15 protein-coding genes are annotated in these 16,618 nt (G+C 71.6%); 7 read left to right on the top strand and 8 right to left on the bottom strand.

The window, feature by feature from the left end; all coding sequences use genetic code 11:
• Nucleotides 1-7 precede the first annotated feature (7 nt).
• A complete protein-coding gene (locus H343_RS31170) occupies nucleotides 8-448 on the bottom strand; it encodes an ATP-binding protein (protein WP_486586932.1) in 441 nt (146 codons plus the stop codon).
• A gap of 186 nt (nucleotides 449-634) precedes the next feature.
• Between H343_RS31170 and H343_RS0117355 the strand changes: the two genes are divergently transcribed.
• From H343_RS0117355 to H343_RS0117345, 3 genes are read left to right on the top strand one after another with little or no spacing between them, the layout of a single operon-like run.
• Nucleotides 635-1,504, top strand: a complete 870-nt coding sequence (locus tag H343_RS0117355; RefSeq protein WP_028432198.1) for a Scr1 family TA system antitoxin-like transcriptional regulator — start codon at nucleotides 635-637, stop codon at nucleotides 1,502-1,504.
• A gap of 3 nt (nucleotides 1,505-1,507) precedes the next feature.
• Nucleotides 1,508-1,744, top strand: coding sequence for a DUF397 domain-containing protein (locus tag H343_RS0117350; protein WP_028432197.1), 237 nt, complete (start codon nucleotides 1,508-1,510; stop codon nucleotides 1,742-1,744).
• A gap of 28 nt (nucleotides 1,745-1,772) precedes the next feature.
• On the top strand, nucleotides 1,773-2,591 hold the full coding sequence (locus H343_RS0117345) for an SAM-dependent methyltransferase (protein WP_028432196.1): 819 nt from the start codon (nucleotides 1,773-1,775) through the stop codon (nucleotides 2,589-2,591).
• 27 nt (nucleotides 2,592-2,618) lie between these two features.
• On the opposite strand, the gene H343_RS0117340 is transcribed toward H343_RS0117345, so the two are convergent.
• Entirely contained in the window at nucleotides 2,619-5,618 is a 3,000-nt protein-coding gene (locus H343_RS0117340; protein WP_028432195.1) for a glycoside hydrolase family 2 TIM barrel-domain containing protein, read from the bottom strand.
• A 332-nt stretch (nucleotides 5,619-5,950) separates the two neighbouring features.
• Between H343_RS0117340 and H343_RS0117335 the strand changes: the two genes are divergently transcribed.
• A complete protein-coding gene (locus tag H343_RS0117335) occupies nucleotides 5,951-6,736 on the top strand; it encodes an SGNH/GDSL hydrolase family protein (protein WP_486586931.1) in 786 nt (261 codons plus the stop codon).
• Nucleotides 6,737-6,827: 91 nt separating this feature from the next.
• Here the strand turns inward: H343_RS0117335 and H343_RS31165 are convergent, their stop codons facing one another.
• Both H343_RS31165 and H343_RS0117325 read right to left on the bottom strand, forming a co-directional pair.
• Entirely contained in the window at nucleotides 6,828-8,246 is a 1,419-nt protein-coding gene (locus H343_RS31165; RefSeq protein WP_051265416.1) for an SWF or SNF family helicase, read from the bottom strand.
• The gene (locus H343_RS0117325) at nucleotides 8,243-11,260 is read right to left on the bottom strand and encodes a DEAD/DEAH box helicase (protein WP_028432193.1); all 3,018 of its coding nucleotides are present in this window, start codon (nucleotides 11,258-11,260) and stop codon (nucleotides 8,243-8,245) included. Before H343_RS0117325 ends, H343_RS31165 begins: the two co-directional genes overlap by 4 nt.
• Before the next feature lie 173 nt (nucleotides 11,261-11,433).
• Here H343_RS0117325 and H343_RS0117320 point away from each other — a divergent pair, with 173 nt between their 5' ends.
• Nucleotides 11,434-11,616 (top strand): hypothetical protein, encoded by a 183-nt coding sequence (locus H343_RS0117320; protein WP_028432192.1) that lies wholly within the window; start codon nucleotides 11,434-11,436, stop codon nucleotides 11,614-11,616.
• A gap of 167 nt (nucleotides 11,617-11,783) precedes the next feature.
• Here H343_RS0117320 and H343_RS0117315 read toward each other — a convergent pair whose 3' ends face one another.
• The 3 genes from H343_RS0117315 to H343_RS0117305 form a co-directional block, all read right to left on the bottom strand.
• Nucleotides 11,784-12,572 carry a hypothetical protein gene (locus H343_RS0117315; protein ID WP_028432191.1) on the bottom strand — a complete coding sequence of 263 codons (789 nt, stop codon included), beginning with the start codon at nucleotides 12,570-12,572 and terminating at the stop codon, nucleotides 11,784-11,786.
• Nucleotides 12,573-12,788: 216 nt separating this feature from the next.
• Nucleotides 12,789-13,439 carry a class I SAM-dependent methyltransferase gene (locus H343_RS0117310; RefSeq protein WP_078505778.1) on the bottom strand — a complete coding sequence of 217 codons (651 nt, stop codon included), beginning with the start codon at nucleotides 13,437-13,439 and terminating at the stop codon, nucleotides 12,789-12,791.
• 48 nt (nucleotides 13,440-13,487) lie between these two features.
• Nucleotides 13,488-13,916: a PPOX class F420-dependent oxidoreductase gene (locus H343_RS0117305; RefSeq protein ID WP_028432189.1), complete on the bottom strand. Its 429-nt coding sequence runs from the start codon at nucleotides 13,914-13,916 to the stop codon at nucleotides 13,488-13,490.
• A gap of 128 nt (nucleotides 13,917-14,044) precedes the next feature.
• Here H343_RS0117305 and H343_RS0117300 point away from each other — a divergent pair, with 128 nt between their 5' ends.
• Together H343_RS0117300 and H343_RS31160 are read left to right on the top strand one after the other, a co-directional pair.
• On the top strand, nucleotides 14,045-14,437 hold the full coding sequence (locus tag H343_RS0117300) for a roadblock/LC7 domain-containing protein (RefSeq protein ID WP_028432188.1): 393 nt from the start codon (nucleotides 14,045-14,047) through the stop codon (nucleotides 14,435-14,437).
• Nucleotides 14,438-14,685: 248 nt separating this feature from the next.
• On the top strand, nucleotides 14,686-15,738 hold the full coding sequence (locus H343_RS31160; RefSeq protein ID WP_051265414.1) for a DUF6397 family protein: 1,053 nt from the start codon (nucleotides 14,686-14,688) through the stop codon (nucleotides 15,736-15,738).
• Here the strand turns inward: H343_RS31160 and H343_RS0117290 are convergent.
• Nucleotides 15,719-16,585, bottom strand: coding sequence for an acyl-CoA thioesterase (locus H343_RS0117290; protein WP_028432187.1), 867 nt, complete (start codon nucleotides 16,583-16,585; stop codon nucleotides 15,719-15,721). The genes H343_RS31160 and H343_RS0117290 overlap by 20 nt on opposite strands.
• Between the last annotated feature and the right edge of the window lie 33 nt (nucleotides 16,586-16,618).

Here is a 16,618-nt window from a genome sequence, read left to right as displayed (position 1 = left end):
CCTCGCGTCAGTGGTCCGTGTCCCCGCGCGAGCACGCCAGCTCGGCCCATACGGCATGGCCTCTCCGGGGCCCGCCGTTGAGGCTGCCGGGTCGGATGCCCCAGTCCGTTGCCAGGACGCTGACCAGCAGAAGACCGCGTCCGCTCTCCCCCTCGGTGTCCACGGGGGCTCCCTCGCGTGGTGCCATGGGGTGGGGTCCGCCGCCCTGGTCGGTCACCTCGAGGCACAACCGCATGCCGATCAGCCACAGTTCGCAGCTGACCTTCTGGCTCGCGGTGTGCCGCACGGCGTTCGTGAAGAGTTCGGAGATCAGCAACTGCGCGTCGTCGCATGCCTCTTGATCGACGCGCCATTCGTGCAGGCGGTCGAGGACTCGTCTTCGCGCCTGTGCCACCGAGGTGTCGAGGGCGGGGAGACGGAACGCGTCCCGGAGCGGGCGTGCCGACACAGCAAAGGGCCGATCTTCTAACGACAGGGCGTCATGGGGGGAAGCCACAACTCCACTATGGGGTGGGTCAGTAACACCTGGCAAGGATCAGTCTGCAAATTACAGAATCGTTCGGGCCAGGCTGTCCCCGCACGTGTGGTCCATGCCAAACTGCTTGCCCATGCCAGCAGTTGGAGGCGAGCGATAGTGGTGGACTCGCGTGCGGGCGGTGGCGCACCCACCGTCCTGCGTGTGGTGCTCGGCAGGCGTCTGCAGCACCTGCGGGAGAACCGTGGTCTGTCCTACGAGGAGGCGGGGCGGGCGCTTGACGTCACTCATGCCACCGTCCGCCGTATGGAGAAGGCCGAGGTCGGCCTGAAAGTCGTCTACGTCGAGAAGCTGCTGCAGACCTACGGAGTGACCGAGGAGTCGGAGGTCGAGGAGTTCCTCGCGCTCGCGCGGCAGGCGAACCAGCCCGGGTGGTGGCACCGCTACCGCGATGTGCTGCCCGACTGGTTCAGCGCCTTCGTCAGCCTCGAGAGCGAGTCGCGCATCATCCGTGCCTACGAGCCGCACTACGTGCCGGGTCTGCTGCAGACCGAGGCGTACGCGCGGGCCGTACTGCGGGCGGGGATGCCCCACCTTCCCGAGGAGGAGGTCCGTCGTCAGGTCTCGCTCCGGCTCGAACGCCAGACCGTGCTGCAGCGGGAGGACCCGCCCATGCTGTGGGTGGTGATGGACGAGACCGTGCTGCGCAGAGCCATCGGCGGCCCCGAGGTGATGCGGGAACAGATCGACAGGCTCATCGACGCCGTCCGGCAGCCTCAGGTCCGGTTGCAGATCATGCCGTTCGACGTCGGACCGCACCCGGCGATGTACGGCCCCTTCCACATCTTCCGCTTCCCCCTCGACGAACTGCCGGACGTCGTCTGCTCGGAGAGCCTGGTAGGCGCCGCCTACCTCGACCAGCGAGACGACGTGACGGTCTTCCTGGAGGCACTGGACCGGATGTGCGCCCAGGCCGCGCCCGTGTCGCGGACGGAGGCGATCCTCAGTGCGATGCGCAAGGAGCTTTGAACGATGGGTCCCATCTACAACGGCATGCCCGCCAAACACCTGGGCAACGAGGGCTGGCACAAGCCCTGGAGCGGCGGCAACGGCGGCAGCTGTGTGGAGGCACTGAAACTCGCCGACGGACGGGTCGCCCTGCGTCAGTCCGCGGACCCGGACGGGCCCGCGCTCATCTACACCCCTCACGAAATCAGGAAGTTCATCCAGGGAGCGAAGGCCGGCGACGCCGACTTCCTGCTCGCGTGACCGGCCGAGAAGCATAAGGAGCAACGACGTGTCGGAGACGGGCTTCACCCCCGACCAGATCGACACCAACAAGCCGCATCCGGCCCGTATGTACGACTACTACCTGGGCGGCATGGACAACTACGCGGTCGACAGGGAGGCGGCCGAACGAGTCCTGTCGATCGCCCCGTTCATCCGGCCGACCGCGCAGGGCAACCGGGGCTTCCACCACCGGGCCGTGCGTGCCGTGGTGGACCGCGGCATCCGGCAGATCATCGACATAGGCACCGGTATCCCCACCTCGCCCAACACGCACGAGGTGGCACGGGAGACGGCGCCGGACACCCGCGTCGTCTACATCGACAACGATCCGATCGTGGCGACCTACGCCGGTGCCAAGCTCACCAATTCCGGGAACGCCGGCTTCGTACTGGGCGACCTGCGCGACACGGAGGCGATCCTCGACCATCCCACGACGCAGCGGCTGATCGACTTCGACCAGCCGGTCGCCCTGATGCTCGTCGCGGTCCTCCACTTCGTGCACGACGACGAGGACCCGGGCGCCATTCTGCGGACGCTCACCAGCCGCCTGCCCGAGGGGAGCTGCCTGGTCCTCTCGCACATCACCTCCGACTTCGACGGCGGCGAGGCGCTCAAGCAGGTGGCACAGGTCTACAAGAACAACTCCACCGCCGAGCTCATCATGCGCAGTCACGACGAACTGCTGCCGCTCTTCCAGGGGTTCGAGCTGGTGGAACCGGGCCTGGTCCGGCCGCCGCTGTGGCGCCCCGACGGCCCCGTCCCGGGAGCCGAGGAGCTGTACCAGCACCGCGGGTACGCGGGCATCGGGGTCAAGGGCGGCGCGTAGCCTGCCGCCGGCCCGCGGCGGCGCCCGTCACCGGGCCGCCGCGGGTGCCTCCCCGGCCGTCAGGGCGCTGAAGACGAGCGCGAACCGTGCGGACCGTGCTGCCAGCCGGTGCTGCGGCAGCACGCCGGGCCCGCAGGACTGCGACCCGATGCCGTGCTGGGCGTGGTCGAGGTTCAGCCAGACCGTGTCACCGGCGGCGAGGTCCGTGGTGTGCTGTGCGGCGTCGAGCTGTTCGCTGGTCCAGCGGCGCGCGGTGAGTGCGAAGGGGTCCGTGTCCGCCTCCACGCGCAGTCCCACGCCGACGTACGCCGAGCCCTCCGCGCCGGTGCCGCGCTCGCGCAACTCGGCCCAGCGGACGTCGGGACGCGCGCCGTTCTCCTGGGGGCGCACGTACGGAGTCTGCATGGCGTCCACCGTGCTGTGCCACAGGCCCGTCATGCAGGCCGCACGGGTGTCGGGGTACGCCTCGCCCGGTCCGCCCCCGAACCATGTGACGTACCCCAGTGCAGCGGGCACGCCCATTCGGAGCCCCAGGCGTGGGAGGGGGAAGTCCCAGTCGCCCTCCGGCTCCACCGAGACCTCCAGGCGCAGCAGGCCGCCGGAGGCGCTCCAGCGGTGGACCGTGCGCAGGGCCAGGTCGGTGGCTGCGGGCGCCACCCGGCTGCGTACCAGCAGAGCGTCCGCACCGGCCTCGACGGCGTCCGTACGGTGGCGCATCCGGTGCAGTCCGTGCCGCCGCCAGAGCGGGCCGTGGCGGGTTTCGGGCTGCCACGGCGCGCCGTCGTCGTTGTCGGTCGTGGCCCGCCACACATCCAGCCGCGGGCCGGTCACCGGCAGGGGCCCGAGACGGGTGAGGACGCCGGTGGAGGCGTCGAAGACGCCGGGGCCCAGGATGAGGGAATCCCCCTCGCGGCGTGCCGGTTCGGCGGGTCCGGGCAGTCCGGGCGGGCGGCCTCCGGGGACGGGTGCACCGGTCAGCAGGCCCCAGGCAAGGGTGTGGCCCTGGCCGGCCCAGCCGGTGTCACGGGCGAGCACCGCCCGTACCGTCCACTGCGTCTCGCCCCACCGCCGTCCGGCCGGACGGCCGTGCCCGCGGGCGGTGTCCGGGGTCCCGGGGGCGGGAAGCGGCACCACGGCGGATTCGCCGGGCCCGAGTGCCGGTACGGGCAGCGGGCCTTCGGCGACGGTCTCGCCCTGCACCTGGTACGACCATGTGAAGTCAAGGTGCGAAAGCCCGGCGAAGTCATGCTGGTTGGTGACGCGCACGGCGGCCGCAGGGGGGCCGTCAGGGACCGGCTCGATCCGGACCGGCTCGATCACCTTCTTGTACTCGGTCAGGCCGGGGGAGGGCGTCCGGTCGGGGAAGAGCAGCCCGTCGCACACGAAGTTGCCGTCGTGCACCTCCTCGCCGAAGTCCCCTCCGTAGGCGAAGAACGCCCGGCCGTCCGCGGTCCGCCGGGCCAGACCGTGGTCGATCCACTCCCATACGAACCCGCCCTGGCAGCGCTCGTAGGTCTCGAACAGACGCTGGTACTCACTGAGTCCGCCGGGTCCGTTGCCCATGGCGTGCGCGTACTCGCACAGCACGAACGGCAGGGAGCGTCGCCGCGCGTCGGCTCCCGGGTCCTCCAGCCCGGGCTCCTGCCGCCTGCCGATCTGCTCCACCTCCTCGTGGGTGGCGTACATCCGCGAGTAGAGGTCGGAGTCGGGGCAGACCTCGTCGTTCTCGTAGTGCAGGGGGCGTGAGGGGTCGCGCTCACGTATCCAGCGGGCCATCTCGCCCAGACCGCGCCCGGAGCCGCACTCGTTGCCCAGCGACCAGACGATGACCGAGGGGTGGTTCTTGTCGCGCTCCACCATGCGCCGGGCGCGGTCGAGCAGGGCGGGCGTCCAGAGCTCGTCGTCGACGGGGTTGCCGCGCCATCCCACTTCGGCGAAGCCGTGCGTTTCCAGGTCGCACTCGTCGACGACCCACAGGCCCATCTCGTCGCACAGGTCGAGGAAGGCGGGATGCGGCGGGCAGTGGCTGGTGCGGACGGCGTTGATGTTGTGCTGCTTCATCAGTTCCACGTCGCGGCGCATCGTGGCCTCGTCGAGCGTCCGCCCCGTGTCGGGGTGGAACTCGTGCCGGTTGACGCCGCGGAGGAGGATGCGCCTGCCGTTGACCTTCAGCAGTCCGTCCTCGACCACGACCGTACGGAAACCGAGGCGCAGCGGTACGCTCTCGCCCCCGGTGGTCAGGCGGGCCCCGTACAGCCGGGGCGTCTCGGCCGTCCACGGTTCGACGGGCAGCCGCACCGTCTCGCCCGTGGGCACGTCCACGTCCAGTTCGGGCACCGTGAGCCGGCCGTGCGGGGCGCAGTCCACACGCAGAATGCCCTCGCCCGTGAGGTGGTCGTACCCCGACGTGACGGTGAAGTCCTCCACGGCCTCTTCCGGCCGGTGCAGCAGGGTGACCTCACGGAAGATGCCCGGCAGCCACCACATGTCCTGGTCTTCCAGATAGCTGCCCGCAGACCACTGGTGGACGCGTACGGCCAGCACGTTCTCACCGGGCCGCAGCACGTCGGTGACGTCGAACTCGTGGGGCAGCCGCGAGCCCTGGAAGGTGCCCAGTTCCTGCCCGTTGAGCCAGACGCGGGCGCAGGACTCCACGCCGTCGAAGCGCAGCACGGACCTGCCACCTTCGGGCCAGTCCTCCGGCAGGCCGAAGAGGCGGCGGTGGTCGCCGGTCGGGTTCTCCTCGGGTACGTGCGGCGGGTCGACCGGGAAGGGATAGCGGACGTTCGTGTACGCGGGTGTCCCGTGTCCCTGGAGCACCCAGTGTCCGGGGACAGCGATCCGGGCCCAGCCCGAGATGTCGTGGCCGTCCTCGGTGAAGGCGGTGTCCGCGCCGGCCGTCGGTGAGAGCCGGAACGCCCAAGTGCCGTTCAGGGAGAGCCGGGAGGCGTCGGAGGAGGCGTACCAGGCGCGCGGAGCGAGAGTTCCGGCGCAGGGAGAGACGTCCTGGATGTAATCCGTGCTCATCGATCTCCCATGTGCGGTCCTGTGCGGCGGTGTCCGGTCCTGTGATGGTACCTACGCGCGTAAAACTGCCAACTGGGCCGGCGTGTAGAGATCTTGGGCCGGTGGAAGTTTCCTGCGGGTACCGCTCCGCGGGCTGAGAGGCCGGTGGTGAGGGCGTTTTCGTGCCGTGAGCGCCAACATCCCCTGCTGCGCCGAGGGTTCACGCCGACGAAAAGTTTGGCATGGACACTTCCAGTCAAGGCCGGGACCTGTTAGTTCTACATCAGCACCCTCCATGTCGACCCCCCACGACGAGTCGACCCCCCACCATGAGAGGTTCCATGAAGCGCAGAATGACGACCGCGGCTGCCGTGGTCTCAGCCCTCGGAGTCACCGCCCTGTCAGGGGCCGCGCCCGCTTTCGCGCAGGACGCGGCCCCCTCGTATGTCGCCCTCGGTGACTCGTACTCCTCCGGACTCGGAGCGGGCGACTACGACGCCGACAGCGGCGACTGCAAGCGGAGCGCCAACGCCTACGCCGAGCAGTGGGCCGCGGCCAACGCCCCCGCCTCCTTCGACTTCACCGCGTGCTCGGGCGCCCGTACCGGCGATGTGCTCGCCGACCAGCTCGGGCCGCTCAGCGCCTCGACCGGTCTGGTGAGCATCAGCATCGGCGGCAACGACGCCGGCTTCGCCGACACCATGCAGGCGTGCGTCCTGCAGGGTGAGAGCGTGTGCCTGACCAAGATCGAAGAGGCGAAGGGCTACATGGAGGGCACGCTGCCCGGCGAGCTCGACTCCGTCTACAACGCCATCAGCGACAAGGCTCCCTCCGCCAACGTCGTGGTGATGGGCTACCCCCGCATATACAAGCTGCAGGGGGAGTGCTCCGTCGGCCTCAGTGAGACATCCCGCGCGGCCATCAACTCCGCGGCCGACGTGCTCAACGACGTCATCTCCAAGCGGGCGGCCGACCACGGCTTCGCCTTCGGCGACGTGCGCGACAGCTTCACGGGCCACGAGATCTGCTCCGGCGACTCCTGGCTGCACAGCGTCACGTTCCCGATCGGGGAGTCCTACCACCCGACCACGACCGGCCAGTCCAGCGGATACCTGCCGGTCATGAACGCTTCCGCGTAGGACGGCGGTTCCCCCGCCCGGCGCGGAGGCCGGGCCGGAGGCTCACGCCGAAGCCGTGACGGAAGGAGGCCCCGGCCGGGGCGGGCAGCACTCACCTGCTCCCGGCCCGGCCGGGGTCCTCATTCCCGGGGGCATTCCGGGGGTCCTCACTCCCGGGGTCCTCCGCCCCGGTGGCGACCGCCAGCGCCGCTGCCGGATCGTGCTCGGGCGGGCCCGCCGGCCACCACGTACCGCTCTCCCGCCGGTACGGCCACCAGCGTCCGTCGCGCCCACGGCGCAGCTGCGCCGAACCGTCCGGCGTGCTCCAGCGGTTGGCCGTCTCATGAACGGGCCGGGGTGTCTTCGGGCGGGCCCCGCAGCGGTCCTCGTCCTCCTGCCGGCTCCCTCCGCCGCCTTCCCGGTTCTCGTCCCCGTCGCGGGCCGTCGCGAACTGGTCCCGTATGCGGGCCATCTCCTGCGGGGAGGGCGTCCACGGCTCCTCCCACAGCGACAGCGCGGCCGCCCCGCCCAACTCCCAGGCGCGCACCGCCGACCGGTACTCCGCGAGTGTGAGCCCGCAGCCCGCGGCCAGCCGTTCCGCGACGGGCGCTGCCGCTCCCGCCGCTCCCAGGCGTACGGCGTCCTGGCGGTGCGTCAGTGCCGCGGGCCACGGCGGTGGCGGCGCACTGCCGGCATGGCCGGAGCCGAGCGCTTCACCGAGCATCCGCGCCGCCCGCAGTGAGGCGTCCGCCGCCAGGAACTCCAGCGCCGCCGGGTCCACACCGTCCTGCGCAGGAGCTCCGCTCCGCAGCGAAGGTGTCCCGCCCGGCTCACGTACGGGCGGCGGCGGGGCGGGCAGCGGAGGCAGAACTGCCGTCAGCGCGAAGGCTTCTTCGGCCGGCACTCCCGCAGGCTCCGCTGCCGCCCCGCCGCCGGCGCCGCGCCGGCCGAGGTCCTCCAGCAGCACCTGCTGAGGACGGCCGCGCAGCAACAGCAGCACGAACGGGTCCTGGTCGAGCAGCCGCGCCGTCTGGTAGCACAGTGCCGCCGTGTGTGGACAGTGGTCCCAGGCGTCGCAGCCGCACGTCGGTTCCATATCGCCGACGCCCGGCAGGAGTTCTACACCGGCGCCCTCTGCGTCCTCCACCAGACGCGGCGGCATCTCTCCGTCCAGCAGCGCCGCGAGGTGTCCCGACTCGCCGGACGCCACGTCCAGCACCAGATCCCACTCGGCCGGTGTCAGCTTCTGCAGCAGCACATCGGCGCGGTGCGGCGTGCCGTCCCGTCCTCTCACCACGGCGGTGATCCGCCCGGGCCGGACGGAGACCGCGCCCACCGCGCCCTGGCGTGCGAGACCGCGTCCTCGGCGCAGCTGTTCGGCCTCAAGGGCACCCTCCTCCAGCGCCTTGAGCCACCGTGCGCCCCACCATGTCCGTGCCAAGGCACGCCCCCGTGCGGGCGGAAGGGCGGCGAAGGTGCGCTCGCCGTCCGCGGCGGAGTGTCCGGTGGAGGTGTCCTGCGGCTGTGTCACGGCCGGCTCCTTCGCAGCTCGACGAGGTCGGCGAGTTCGCTGTCGGTCAGTTCGGTCAGGGCCGCCTCTCCCGCGCCGAGCACCGACTCCGCGAGTGCCTGCTTGCGCCGGAGCATCCCGGCGATGCGGTCCTCGACCGTGCCTTCGGCGATCAGCCGGTGCACCTGCACGGGCTGGGTCTGCCCGATGCGGTATGCGCGGTCGGTGGCCTGTTCCTCGACGGCGGGGTTCCACCAGCGGTCGTAGTGGACGACGTGTGCGGCGCGGGTCAGATTCAGGCCCGTACCGGCCGCCTTCAGCGACAGCAGGAACACCGGTGACCGCCCGTCCTGGAAGTCGCGCACCATCTCCTCCCGCCGTGCGACGGGAGTACCGCCGTGCAGGAGGAGGGCGACCACCCCGCGTTCGGCCAGATGCCGCTCCAGCAGACGGGCCATCTGCACGTACTGCGTGAAGACCAGGACGCCGCCGGGGTCGTCCTCGGCGAGGATCGCCGTGAGCAGTTCGTCCAGCAGTTCCAGCTTTCCCGAGCGTCCTCTCAGCGCGGGAGCGTCCTCCTTGAGGTACTGGGCGGGATGGTTGCAGATCTGCTTCAGGGAGGTCAGCAGCCTGACGACGAGCCCGCGGCGAGCGAAGCCGTCCGTGCCGGAGACGCCGGCCAGCCCTTCGCGCACCACCGCCTCGTACAGTCCGGTCTGCTCGGCGGTCAGTGACACGGCCCGGTCGGTCTCGGTCTTCGGGGGCAGTTCCTCGGCGATGCCGGGGTCGCTCTTGCGGCGGCGCAGCAGGAACGGACCCACCAGCCGGGCCAGTCGCTCCGCGCTCGCCCGGTCGCCGCCTTCCGCAGCACTGGCATGGCGTCTGCGGAAGGTGCCAAGCCGGCCGAGCAGCCCGGGAGTGGTCCAGTCGAGGATCGACCACAGCTCGGAGAGGTTGTTCTCGACGGGGGTCCCTGTCAGGGCGATCCGGGCACGCCCGGGGACGGTGCGCAGCGCGCGCGCCGTCGCCGAATACGGGTTCTTCACATGCTGGGCCTCGTCCGCGACGACCATTCCCCAGCCGGGGGAGGGCAGTTCGCACAGCCGGGCCGCGTCCAGCCGCGTCGTCCCGTACGTCGTCAGGACGAACTCATTGGAGGCCAGTCCCTCCAGGCTGCGCGCCGTCCCGTGGAAGCGGCGCACGGGTGTGCCCGGAGCGAAGCGCTCGATCTCCCGCTGCCAGTTGCCCAGCAGGGACGCCGGGCACACGACGAGCGTGGGACCCTGCGTGCCGCGCGCCTCCTGCCGGTGCAGGTGCAGGGCGATCAGGGTGAGGGTCTTTCCCAGCCCCATGTCGTCCGCGAGGCAGCCGCCCAGGCCCAGCGACGTCATCCGCTCCAGCCAGTCCAGTCCGCGCAGTTGGTAGTCCCGCAGGGTCGCCTCCAGCCCGTCCGGCTGCCGCAGTGCGGGACGGTCGGCCGTGTGCGGCTGCGACAGCCGGGCGCGCAGCGACTCCAGCCAGCCCGATGCGCGTACGTCGACCGGCTCGCCCCGGTCCTCCGTGACGCCGGTGAGGACTTCGCGCAGCGCTTCGAGCGGAGTGACCTCACGGCTCAGCCGCTCATGCGCACGGTGCACCGCTGCGGGATCGAGAAGGACCCACTGTCCGCGCAGGCGGACCACGGGTCTTCCCGCCTCGGCCAGCCGGTCCAGCTCGTCACGGGTCAGTTCCGTCCCGCCGACGGCCAGGCGCCAGTCGAAGCTGAGCACGGCCCCTGCGGACAGCGGGGAGGGAGGTGGTTCCCTCTCCTCCGTCTTCCCGGCGGGGCCGGTTCGCGCACCCGGTCCGACGACGGCGCGCGCCCGGATGTCCCGGGTGAGCTGCCGGGGCCAGTGCACCCGCACCCCCGCCGCTTCCAGGGCGTCGGAGACCCGTGCGGACAGCAGCTCGGTGATCTCCTCCTCGGCCAGTTCGACACGGTCCGGCACGGCGGCGGACAGCAGAGGAGTCAGGGCGTCCCAGGCCGCGGCGGCCCGGCGCAGTGCCAGCAGCGTGTCCGTCCGTACGCGGGGGCCGAAGGCCTCAGCGGTGCGTGCGGCGTCCGACCACACCTCGGACACGTCGGCGACCAGAGCGGGGTCGCTCGGACTGTGGAGCTGGAGGACGGCGAGAAAGCGCGGCGTGCCGAAGGAGACCGCAGCGGCCTCCTCGGGCACTTCCGCCGTCTCAACTGGCGGCCCCGCCGTCTCCGCCGTCTCCACCGTGTCTGCCGTGTTCGCGTCCGTGCCCGTGCCACCGGTGTCCGGCAGCCCGGTGACCTCGATCCGCAGCGACAGCCGTACGCCCGCGTCATGACCGTCGGCGATCCGGGCTGCCCACTCCCGCAGTCCGGGGACGGTCTGCGGCTCCCTGGCGGCGAAGGCGTGGTGACCCGCCGCGAGGACGGCCGCAGGCGTACGGGGCAGCCCGTCGGCGACGGCGTCGAGGAAGGCACGCAGCAGCGCGGCCGGGTCGGGCAGCCGCAGAGGGGAAGCACCGGCGAGGGGCATGGCGTGCGCGTACGGAGGCATCACGGCGGCGAGATCGCGCAGCCGCTCGGCATCGTCGGCGTCGAGAGGACCGAACCGCCAGGCGTCGTGCCCGGCGGGGCTCAGCCCCGGGAGCAGCCGTCCGCGCGCGGCCAGCCGCAGGGCGAGGAGGCCGGCGGCGCCCCAGAAGGCCGCTGCCGAGGGTGGTTGCCCGCTGTGCCCGTACTCAGCGTGGGCGCGGGTCAGTACGGGCAGCGCGTCGTGCACGGACAGTTCGAGGGCGGGGACTGTGCGCGTGACCACGGAGCCGGGGGCGTGGCCGTCGCTGCCGCGTTCGGGCAGGGCGACCGTCAGCTGCCCGGGGGCGTCCCGGCCGGGCAGTGGCGGAGCTCCGTCCGTACGCCAGAAGGCCATCCGGGAGGAGCGCGGAGGGTCGGCGGGCAGGAGCAGGGCGGCAGAGTGCGTGAGATGCGGGATCAGGGAGGGCGTCGGCACGTTCCGGGGCACGCTTGGAGTCAGGGTGTCCACGCATTCCTCAAATTTGACTAGTGGGCTCCGAAGTTGCCGAGGCTACCTCAGAGGCATGAGCAAACCGAATCGATGAGGGAACCCGGAAGGCCGAACCGGCGTTCTTATAGACAGTGGCGGATGTGATGACGCCGCCACGGAGGAGGACCAAGATGACCAACAGAGGAAAGATCGCCGTCGGCGGTGTGGCCGTGGGGCTCCTGCTGTGGTGGCTGACATCGTTCTGGATCGCTCTGGCGGTGATCGTGGGCGTCCCCGCCATCGCCTACTTCACGCTCGACCCCTCGCAGCGGAGCCGGCTCCGCCGGGTGAGCCGCAAGGAGCTGCGCCGCTGAGCGCGGACCCTCCGGTCCGCTGACGCACCGGTCCGGCGAAGCCGCCGGACCGGCCCTGCCGCTGCCCGGTGCTTCCGGTTCCGGCGGGCGAGGCGGGCGCAGCGCGAACCTTCCCGTTCAGGGCCAGGAACTCCGGCCCTGTACCTGGGCCCCGATCCCGGGCCCGGTCAGGCTGCCGGACGCAGCGCCATGCCGTCCAGCGCCTCCAGCAGTCCGGGAAGTTCCGACCCGCGCCCCACCGGCAGAACCTCTCCCGGTTCCTCGTCCACGAGCAGGAAGGCGATGTCGTCGGTGCGGGCCACCAGGCTCCAGCCGGGTCCGTCGATGCGCAGGGTGCGGGCCTCGCCGGAGGCGAAGGCGGAGCGGACCCGTCCGGGCGGCGGAGGAGTGCTCAGATACTCCCGCACCTCATCCAGTACGCGCCGGACCGTCCCGTTCGGGCTCTCGCCGGTTGCCACGAACTCGACGTCCTCATCGACCTGTTCGCGCCAGACAGCCCACTGCAGCGCGATCTCGTCCGCGCCGAGCCTCCGCTGGGCGGGCCCCCACGTCTCCGTGTCCGGCGGGACGAGCACACCCGCCCCGCCGGCCTGCGGATCCGCCTCCGGGTCGTGGGGTGCGGGCACTCCGGGAGCGGCGACCGCCAGTGCCAGTGGCCAGCCGGGGAGCACGGCAGCCACGGAGTGCTCCGAGGGCGAGAGGTCGTACTCCATCCCGCAGTCCCAGGCGGCTATCGCGCATGCCACGAGCGTGACGTCCTCGGTGGCGACGGTCCAGCGTGCGCCCGCGCCGTCCTGGCCGAGTACCAGCCCGTAACCCTCCGCGTACGGCTCCAGCCCCAGCCGAGCGCACGCCTGCGGATAGTCGTCGCCGAGGACGCTGGGGAACTGGGCGGGAGTCAGCAGTACGGCCGTCAACACATACAGCGCGTCGTCTTCCTGGTCGGCCTCGGCCACCGTGTCTCCCTTCCATCGGTTGCCGGGAACCTTAACTCCTGAGTCAGTGGCCCGGACAGGGCAGGGCTGGGGACGCAGGCGTGCGCACACGCGCCGCTGCGACAGCCCCGGGCACGGCCGCGAATCGACCCGAACGAGGACTTCGCGGAGATCTACCGCCTGTGGTGACCGAAGAGAGCCCGGCTTCCCCTGCGGCCCCGGTGCCGCGCACCGAGGTCACCCGGTCCGGGCTGCCAGTGCGAGGTAGCGGTCCTCCGCGTCGGTGAACGAGGTGAGCCGCCAGCCTGAAGCGTCCAGCAGCGTACGGAGGTTGGACTCTGCCCGGATGTCGTCGGCGCGCAGCGTCCTGCCCTTGTGTGCGGCGAGGGCTGCCCGTCCCACGGGATGGAAGAGAGCGAGGGTTCCGTGCGGGCGTACCACGCGGGCGAATTCGCGCAGTCCGCGCGCCGCGTCCGGGAGGTGCGAGATCAGCCCGGCGGCGAAGACCGCGTCCAGACAGCCGTCGGTCAGCGGCAGACGGGCGGCGTCGGCGAGCATCAGCCGGGCGTCGGAGCGCCGGGCGGCGTCGGCCGCGGCCGTGAGCATCTGCGGTGTCAGGTCGGCCCCGAGTACGGTGCCCCGCGCGCCGGCTGCGGCACGGAGGGCCGGCAGTGCCCGTCCCGTGCCGCAGCCGGCGTCGAGCACCGCGTCACCCTCGTGCAGGTGGAGTTCGGTGACGGCGGCGGAGTAGGCGGGCCCGTCGTCGGGGAACCTCGTGTCCCACCCCGCCGCGCGGGCGCCGAAGAACTCACGCACCGACCCGCTGCCGCCGTCCGTGCGGTCGTACGGCCCGGTGCCCGTCCCACGTCTCGTTCCGTCGTGCGGCATGGCCTCATCATGCCGCACGGGGCAGCGGGGGACGGCCCCGCGGGTTCGTCAGTCCGCGAGGCCGGACAGCGCCACCACCTTCTCGATGCGGACCCGCACGAGGAGTTCACCCGGGACGGCGTTTCGCGCGCCGTACCGCTCGGCAGCCTGCTCGCCCACATACCGGGCGGCGATGCGTGTCGCCCAGTGGCGCATCTGCGCCATGTCACTGCTCAGCTCTGCCCGGCCCTGTACCACGGCGAACGAGAACGGGGGCCGCTCGTCGTCCACGCACAGCGAGACCCGCCCGTCGCGGGCGAGGTTGCGTCCCTTGACGGTGGCCTCGCCGGTGTTGAAGACCAGATCGTCGCCGTCGAGAACGAACCACACCGGGGCCACGTGGGGACTCCCGTCTGCGCGCACTGTCGCCAGTTTCCCGGTGCGTGTGCCTCCGGAGAGGAAGGCCCGCCACTCGTCCTGCGTCATCTTCTCAGCCATTCGCCCATACTGCGCCAGTCGTACGTGGTTCGTGGCTGTGAGTGCGTCACGTAAGCGAGTGGTTGCTCCCCGCGTTGTCGTGGGTAAGGGTGGCACGGCAGCTGCTGAGAAGAAGGGGGAACGCCGGGATGGCGCTGAACACAGGGCTCGACTGGCTGCTCGACGACCTGACGGAACGGGTCTCGTCGGTGCGGCACGCGATGGTGCTCTCGACCGACGGTCTGGTCACGGCGAGCAGTCAGAGCCTGGAGCAAGCGGATGCCGAGCATCTCGCGGCCGTCGCGTCCGGACTGCAGTCCCTGGCGAAGGGATCGGGCTCGCATTTCGGATCGGGGCGCGTGCGGCAGACGATGATCGAGTTCGAGGAGGGGCTTCTCTTCGTGACCTCCGCGGGAGAGGGAAGCTGCCTGTGCGTCCTGACCGAGGGCGAGGTCGACGTCGGAGCTGTGGCGTACGAGATGACGCTGCTGGTCAACCGCGTCGGTGAACACCTGGGGCTGCCCGCCCGCAACGGCTCATAGCGGCCGGGCCCTTGAGGGGTGCCCGGGAGGCGGGCGTCCGGGGCGCGGGAGATTTCGGAGACCGCCGGTGCCGGGAGGTACGGACGGGGCGCCCCGGCGCCCGGAATCCCCGGGCCTTCAGGAGCCTCAGGGCTCCGGCGGGGCGGGCGCCGGCGAAAGTTATCCACAGGGGAGGCGGGATCTCTTCCACCTGTCTAGTGTCCTCACTGTCAGTAGCCGAGCAGTGGCGGAAAGACGGGGAGAGGACCATGCCGGACAATGTCGCGATGCGTACGGCCGCGCGGGAACTGGGGCTGAAGCCCAAGCTGTTGGAGCTGGCAGCGCAAGTGGGAGAGATCCGCACCGTCCGCGGTGCGGCAGGCGGGCCGCTGCGGGTGCCGCATGAGGAACTGGGGCGCCTGAAGGCGACGGAGGGTTTCCCGGACAGCTTCCGGGAGCGGCTTCGCGTCGTGGATGCCGCGGGGGGAGCCCAGATGCTGGGTATCGGCGTCGCCCGGTTCACGCGGCTGGCGCGCGGCGGCTGTTTCAGCCCGGTGCGCTTCTGCGTGAACCGCTACCGCACCGTGGTGTGGCTGTACCTGGCGCGGGAACTGCGGGCTTTCGCGCAGCGCCGCCCGGAGCTGCTCACGGGAAGCGCCCCGCGGGGGTTGAGCGTGCTGCTGCAGGAGGGGGTGGACTTCCGGCCCCGCCACTGGCGCGGCCGAAGGGTCGGCCAGCTGTGCCGGCAGGCGGAGGACCCCTGGGAGGCCGCCGCCGCCCGGGCGGCGGTGCTGGACGCCGGCACGCTGGAGCAGGCCGTCCCCGATCCCGGTGAGCGGGCCCGGCTGGTCGCGCTCGCACCGGAGCTGACGGTCCTGCGGGGCGCGTCGCCCGCCACTCGCGAGGTGGCGGAGGCACTCTGCGTCGCCACCGAGGAGGACGAGATCCTCTGGCACCGGCTGATGCTGGATGCGGACCTGGAGGACGCCCGCGTCTCCCGGCCGGAGCTGTCCCCCGAGAAGGCCACCGCCGCAGTCGAGCGGTGCGCCGCAGCCGCGGGCCCGGCGGTGCCAACCCCCGCGGATCAGTCCCGCCGGGTGAAACCCGCCCGGAGATCGCACGTGGCGCGGCCCGGCCGCCCGCCCGTCCCGTCCGGCAGCGCACTCCCCGGCAGCGGCCGGCCGGCACAGCGGGCTTCGTGTACGGGAGCGGGCCCGGACGGGCGCCGCAGGCGGGCGGACATGCTCTCCAGGCTGCGCGGCCCCCGTCTGCGCCCCGCCTGGTGGCGCCGTGAGAGGGACCTCAGCCGCCCAGCTTTCTGAACAGGCCCTCCTGCATGACCGAGACGATCAGCTTGCCCTCGCGGTCGAAGATCTGGCCGCGGGCAAGCCCGCGGCCGCCCGTGGCGATGGGTGATTCCTGCTGGTACAGGAACCACTCGTCCGCGCGGAACGGCCTGTGGAACCACATCGCGTGATCGAGAGAGGCCATGTCGAAGCCCCGCGGACCCCACAGGGGCTCGACCGGGATGCGCACGGCGTCGAGGAGTGTCATGTCGCTGGCGTAGGTGAGGGCGCAGGTGTGCACCAGCGGGTCGTCGCCCAGAGACCCGATGACACGCATCCACACGCCGCTGCGCGGCTCGACGTCCCTGAGCTCGCCGGCGTCCCAGCGCAGCCTCTCCACATAGCGGATGTCGAACGCCATGCGGCGCTCCATCCGCTCCAGGGATTCGGGGAGTTCGCCCAGGTGCTCACGGAGTTCGTCGGCCAGCCTCGGCAGGCTCTCCGGGTCCGGCACTCCGGGCATCGGGACCTGGTGGTCGATGCCGGGTTCCGGCTGATGGAAGGAGGCGGTGAGATTGAAGATGGTCCGGCCCTGCTGTACGGCGATGACGCGCCGCGTGGTGAACGAGCGCCCGTCCCGCACCCGTTCGACCTGGTACACGATGGGCACACCCGGCATGCCCGGCCGCAGGAAGTACGCGTGCAGCGAATGGACCGGACGCTTCCCGTCCGTGGTCCGCCCCGCGGCGACCAGCGCCTGTCCGGCGACCTGCCCGCCGAAGACACGCTGGAGGTTCTCCTGCGGACTGCGGCCCCGGAAGATGTTGATCTCGATCTGCTCCAGGTCGAGAAGCCCGGCGAGCTGCTCGGCGGGGCTGGTCATGGTGCGTGCTCCCCTGTCGTGGCCTGCGCACTG

This window comes from Streptomyces sp. TAA204, assembly GCF_000424965.1.
This window is presented reverse-complemented; position numbering and strand designations above follow the sequence as displayed.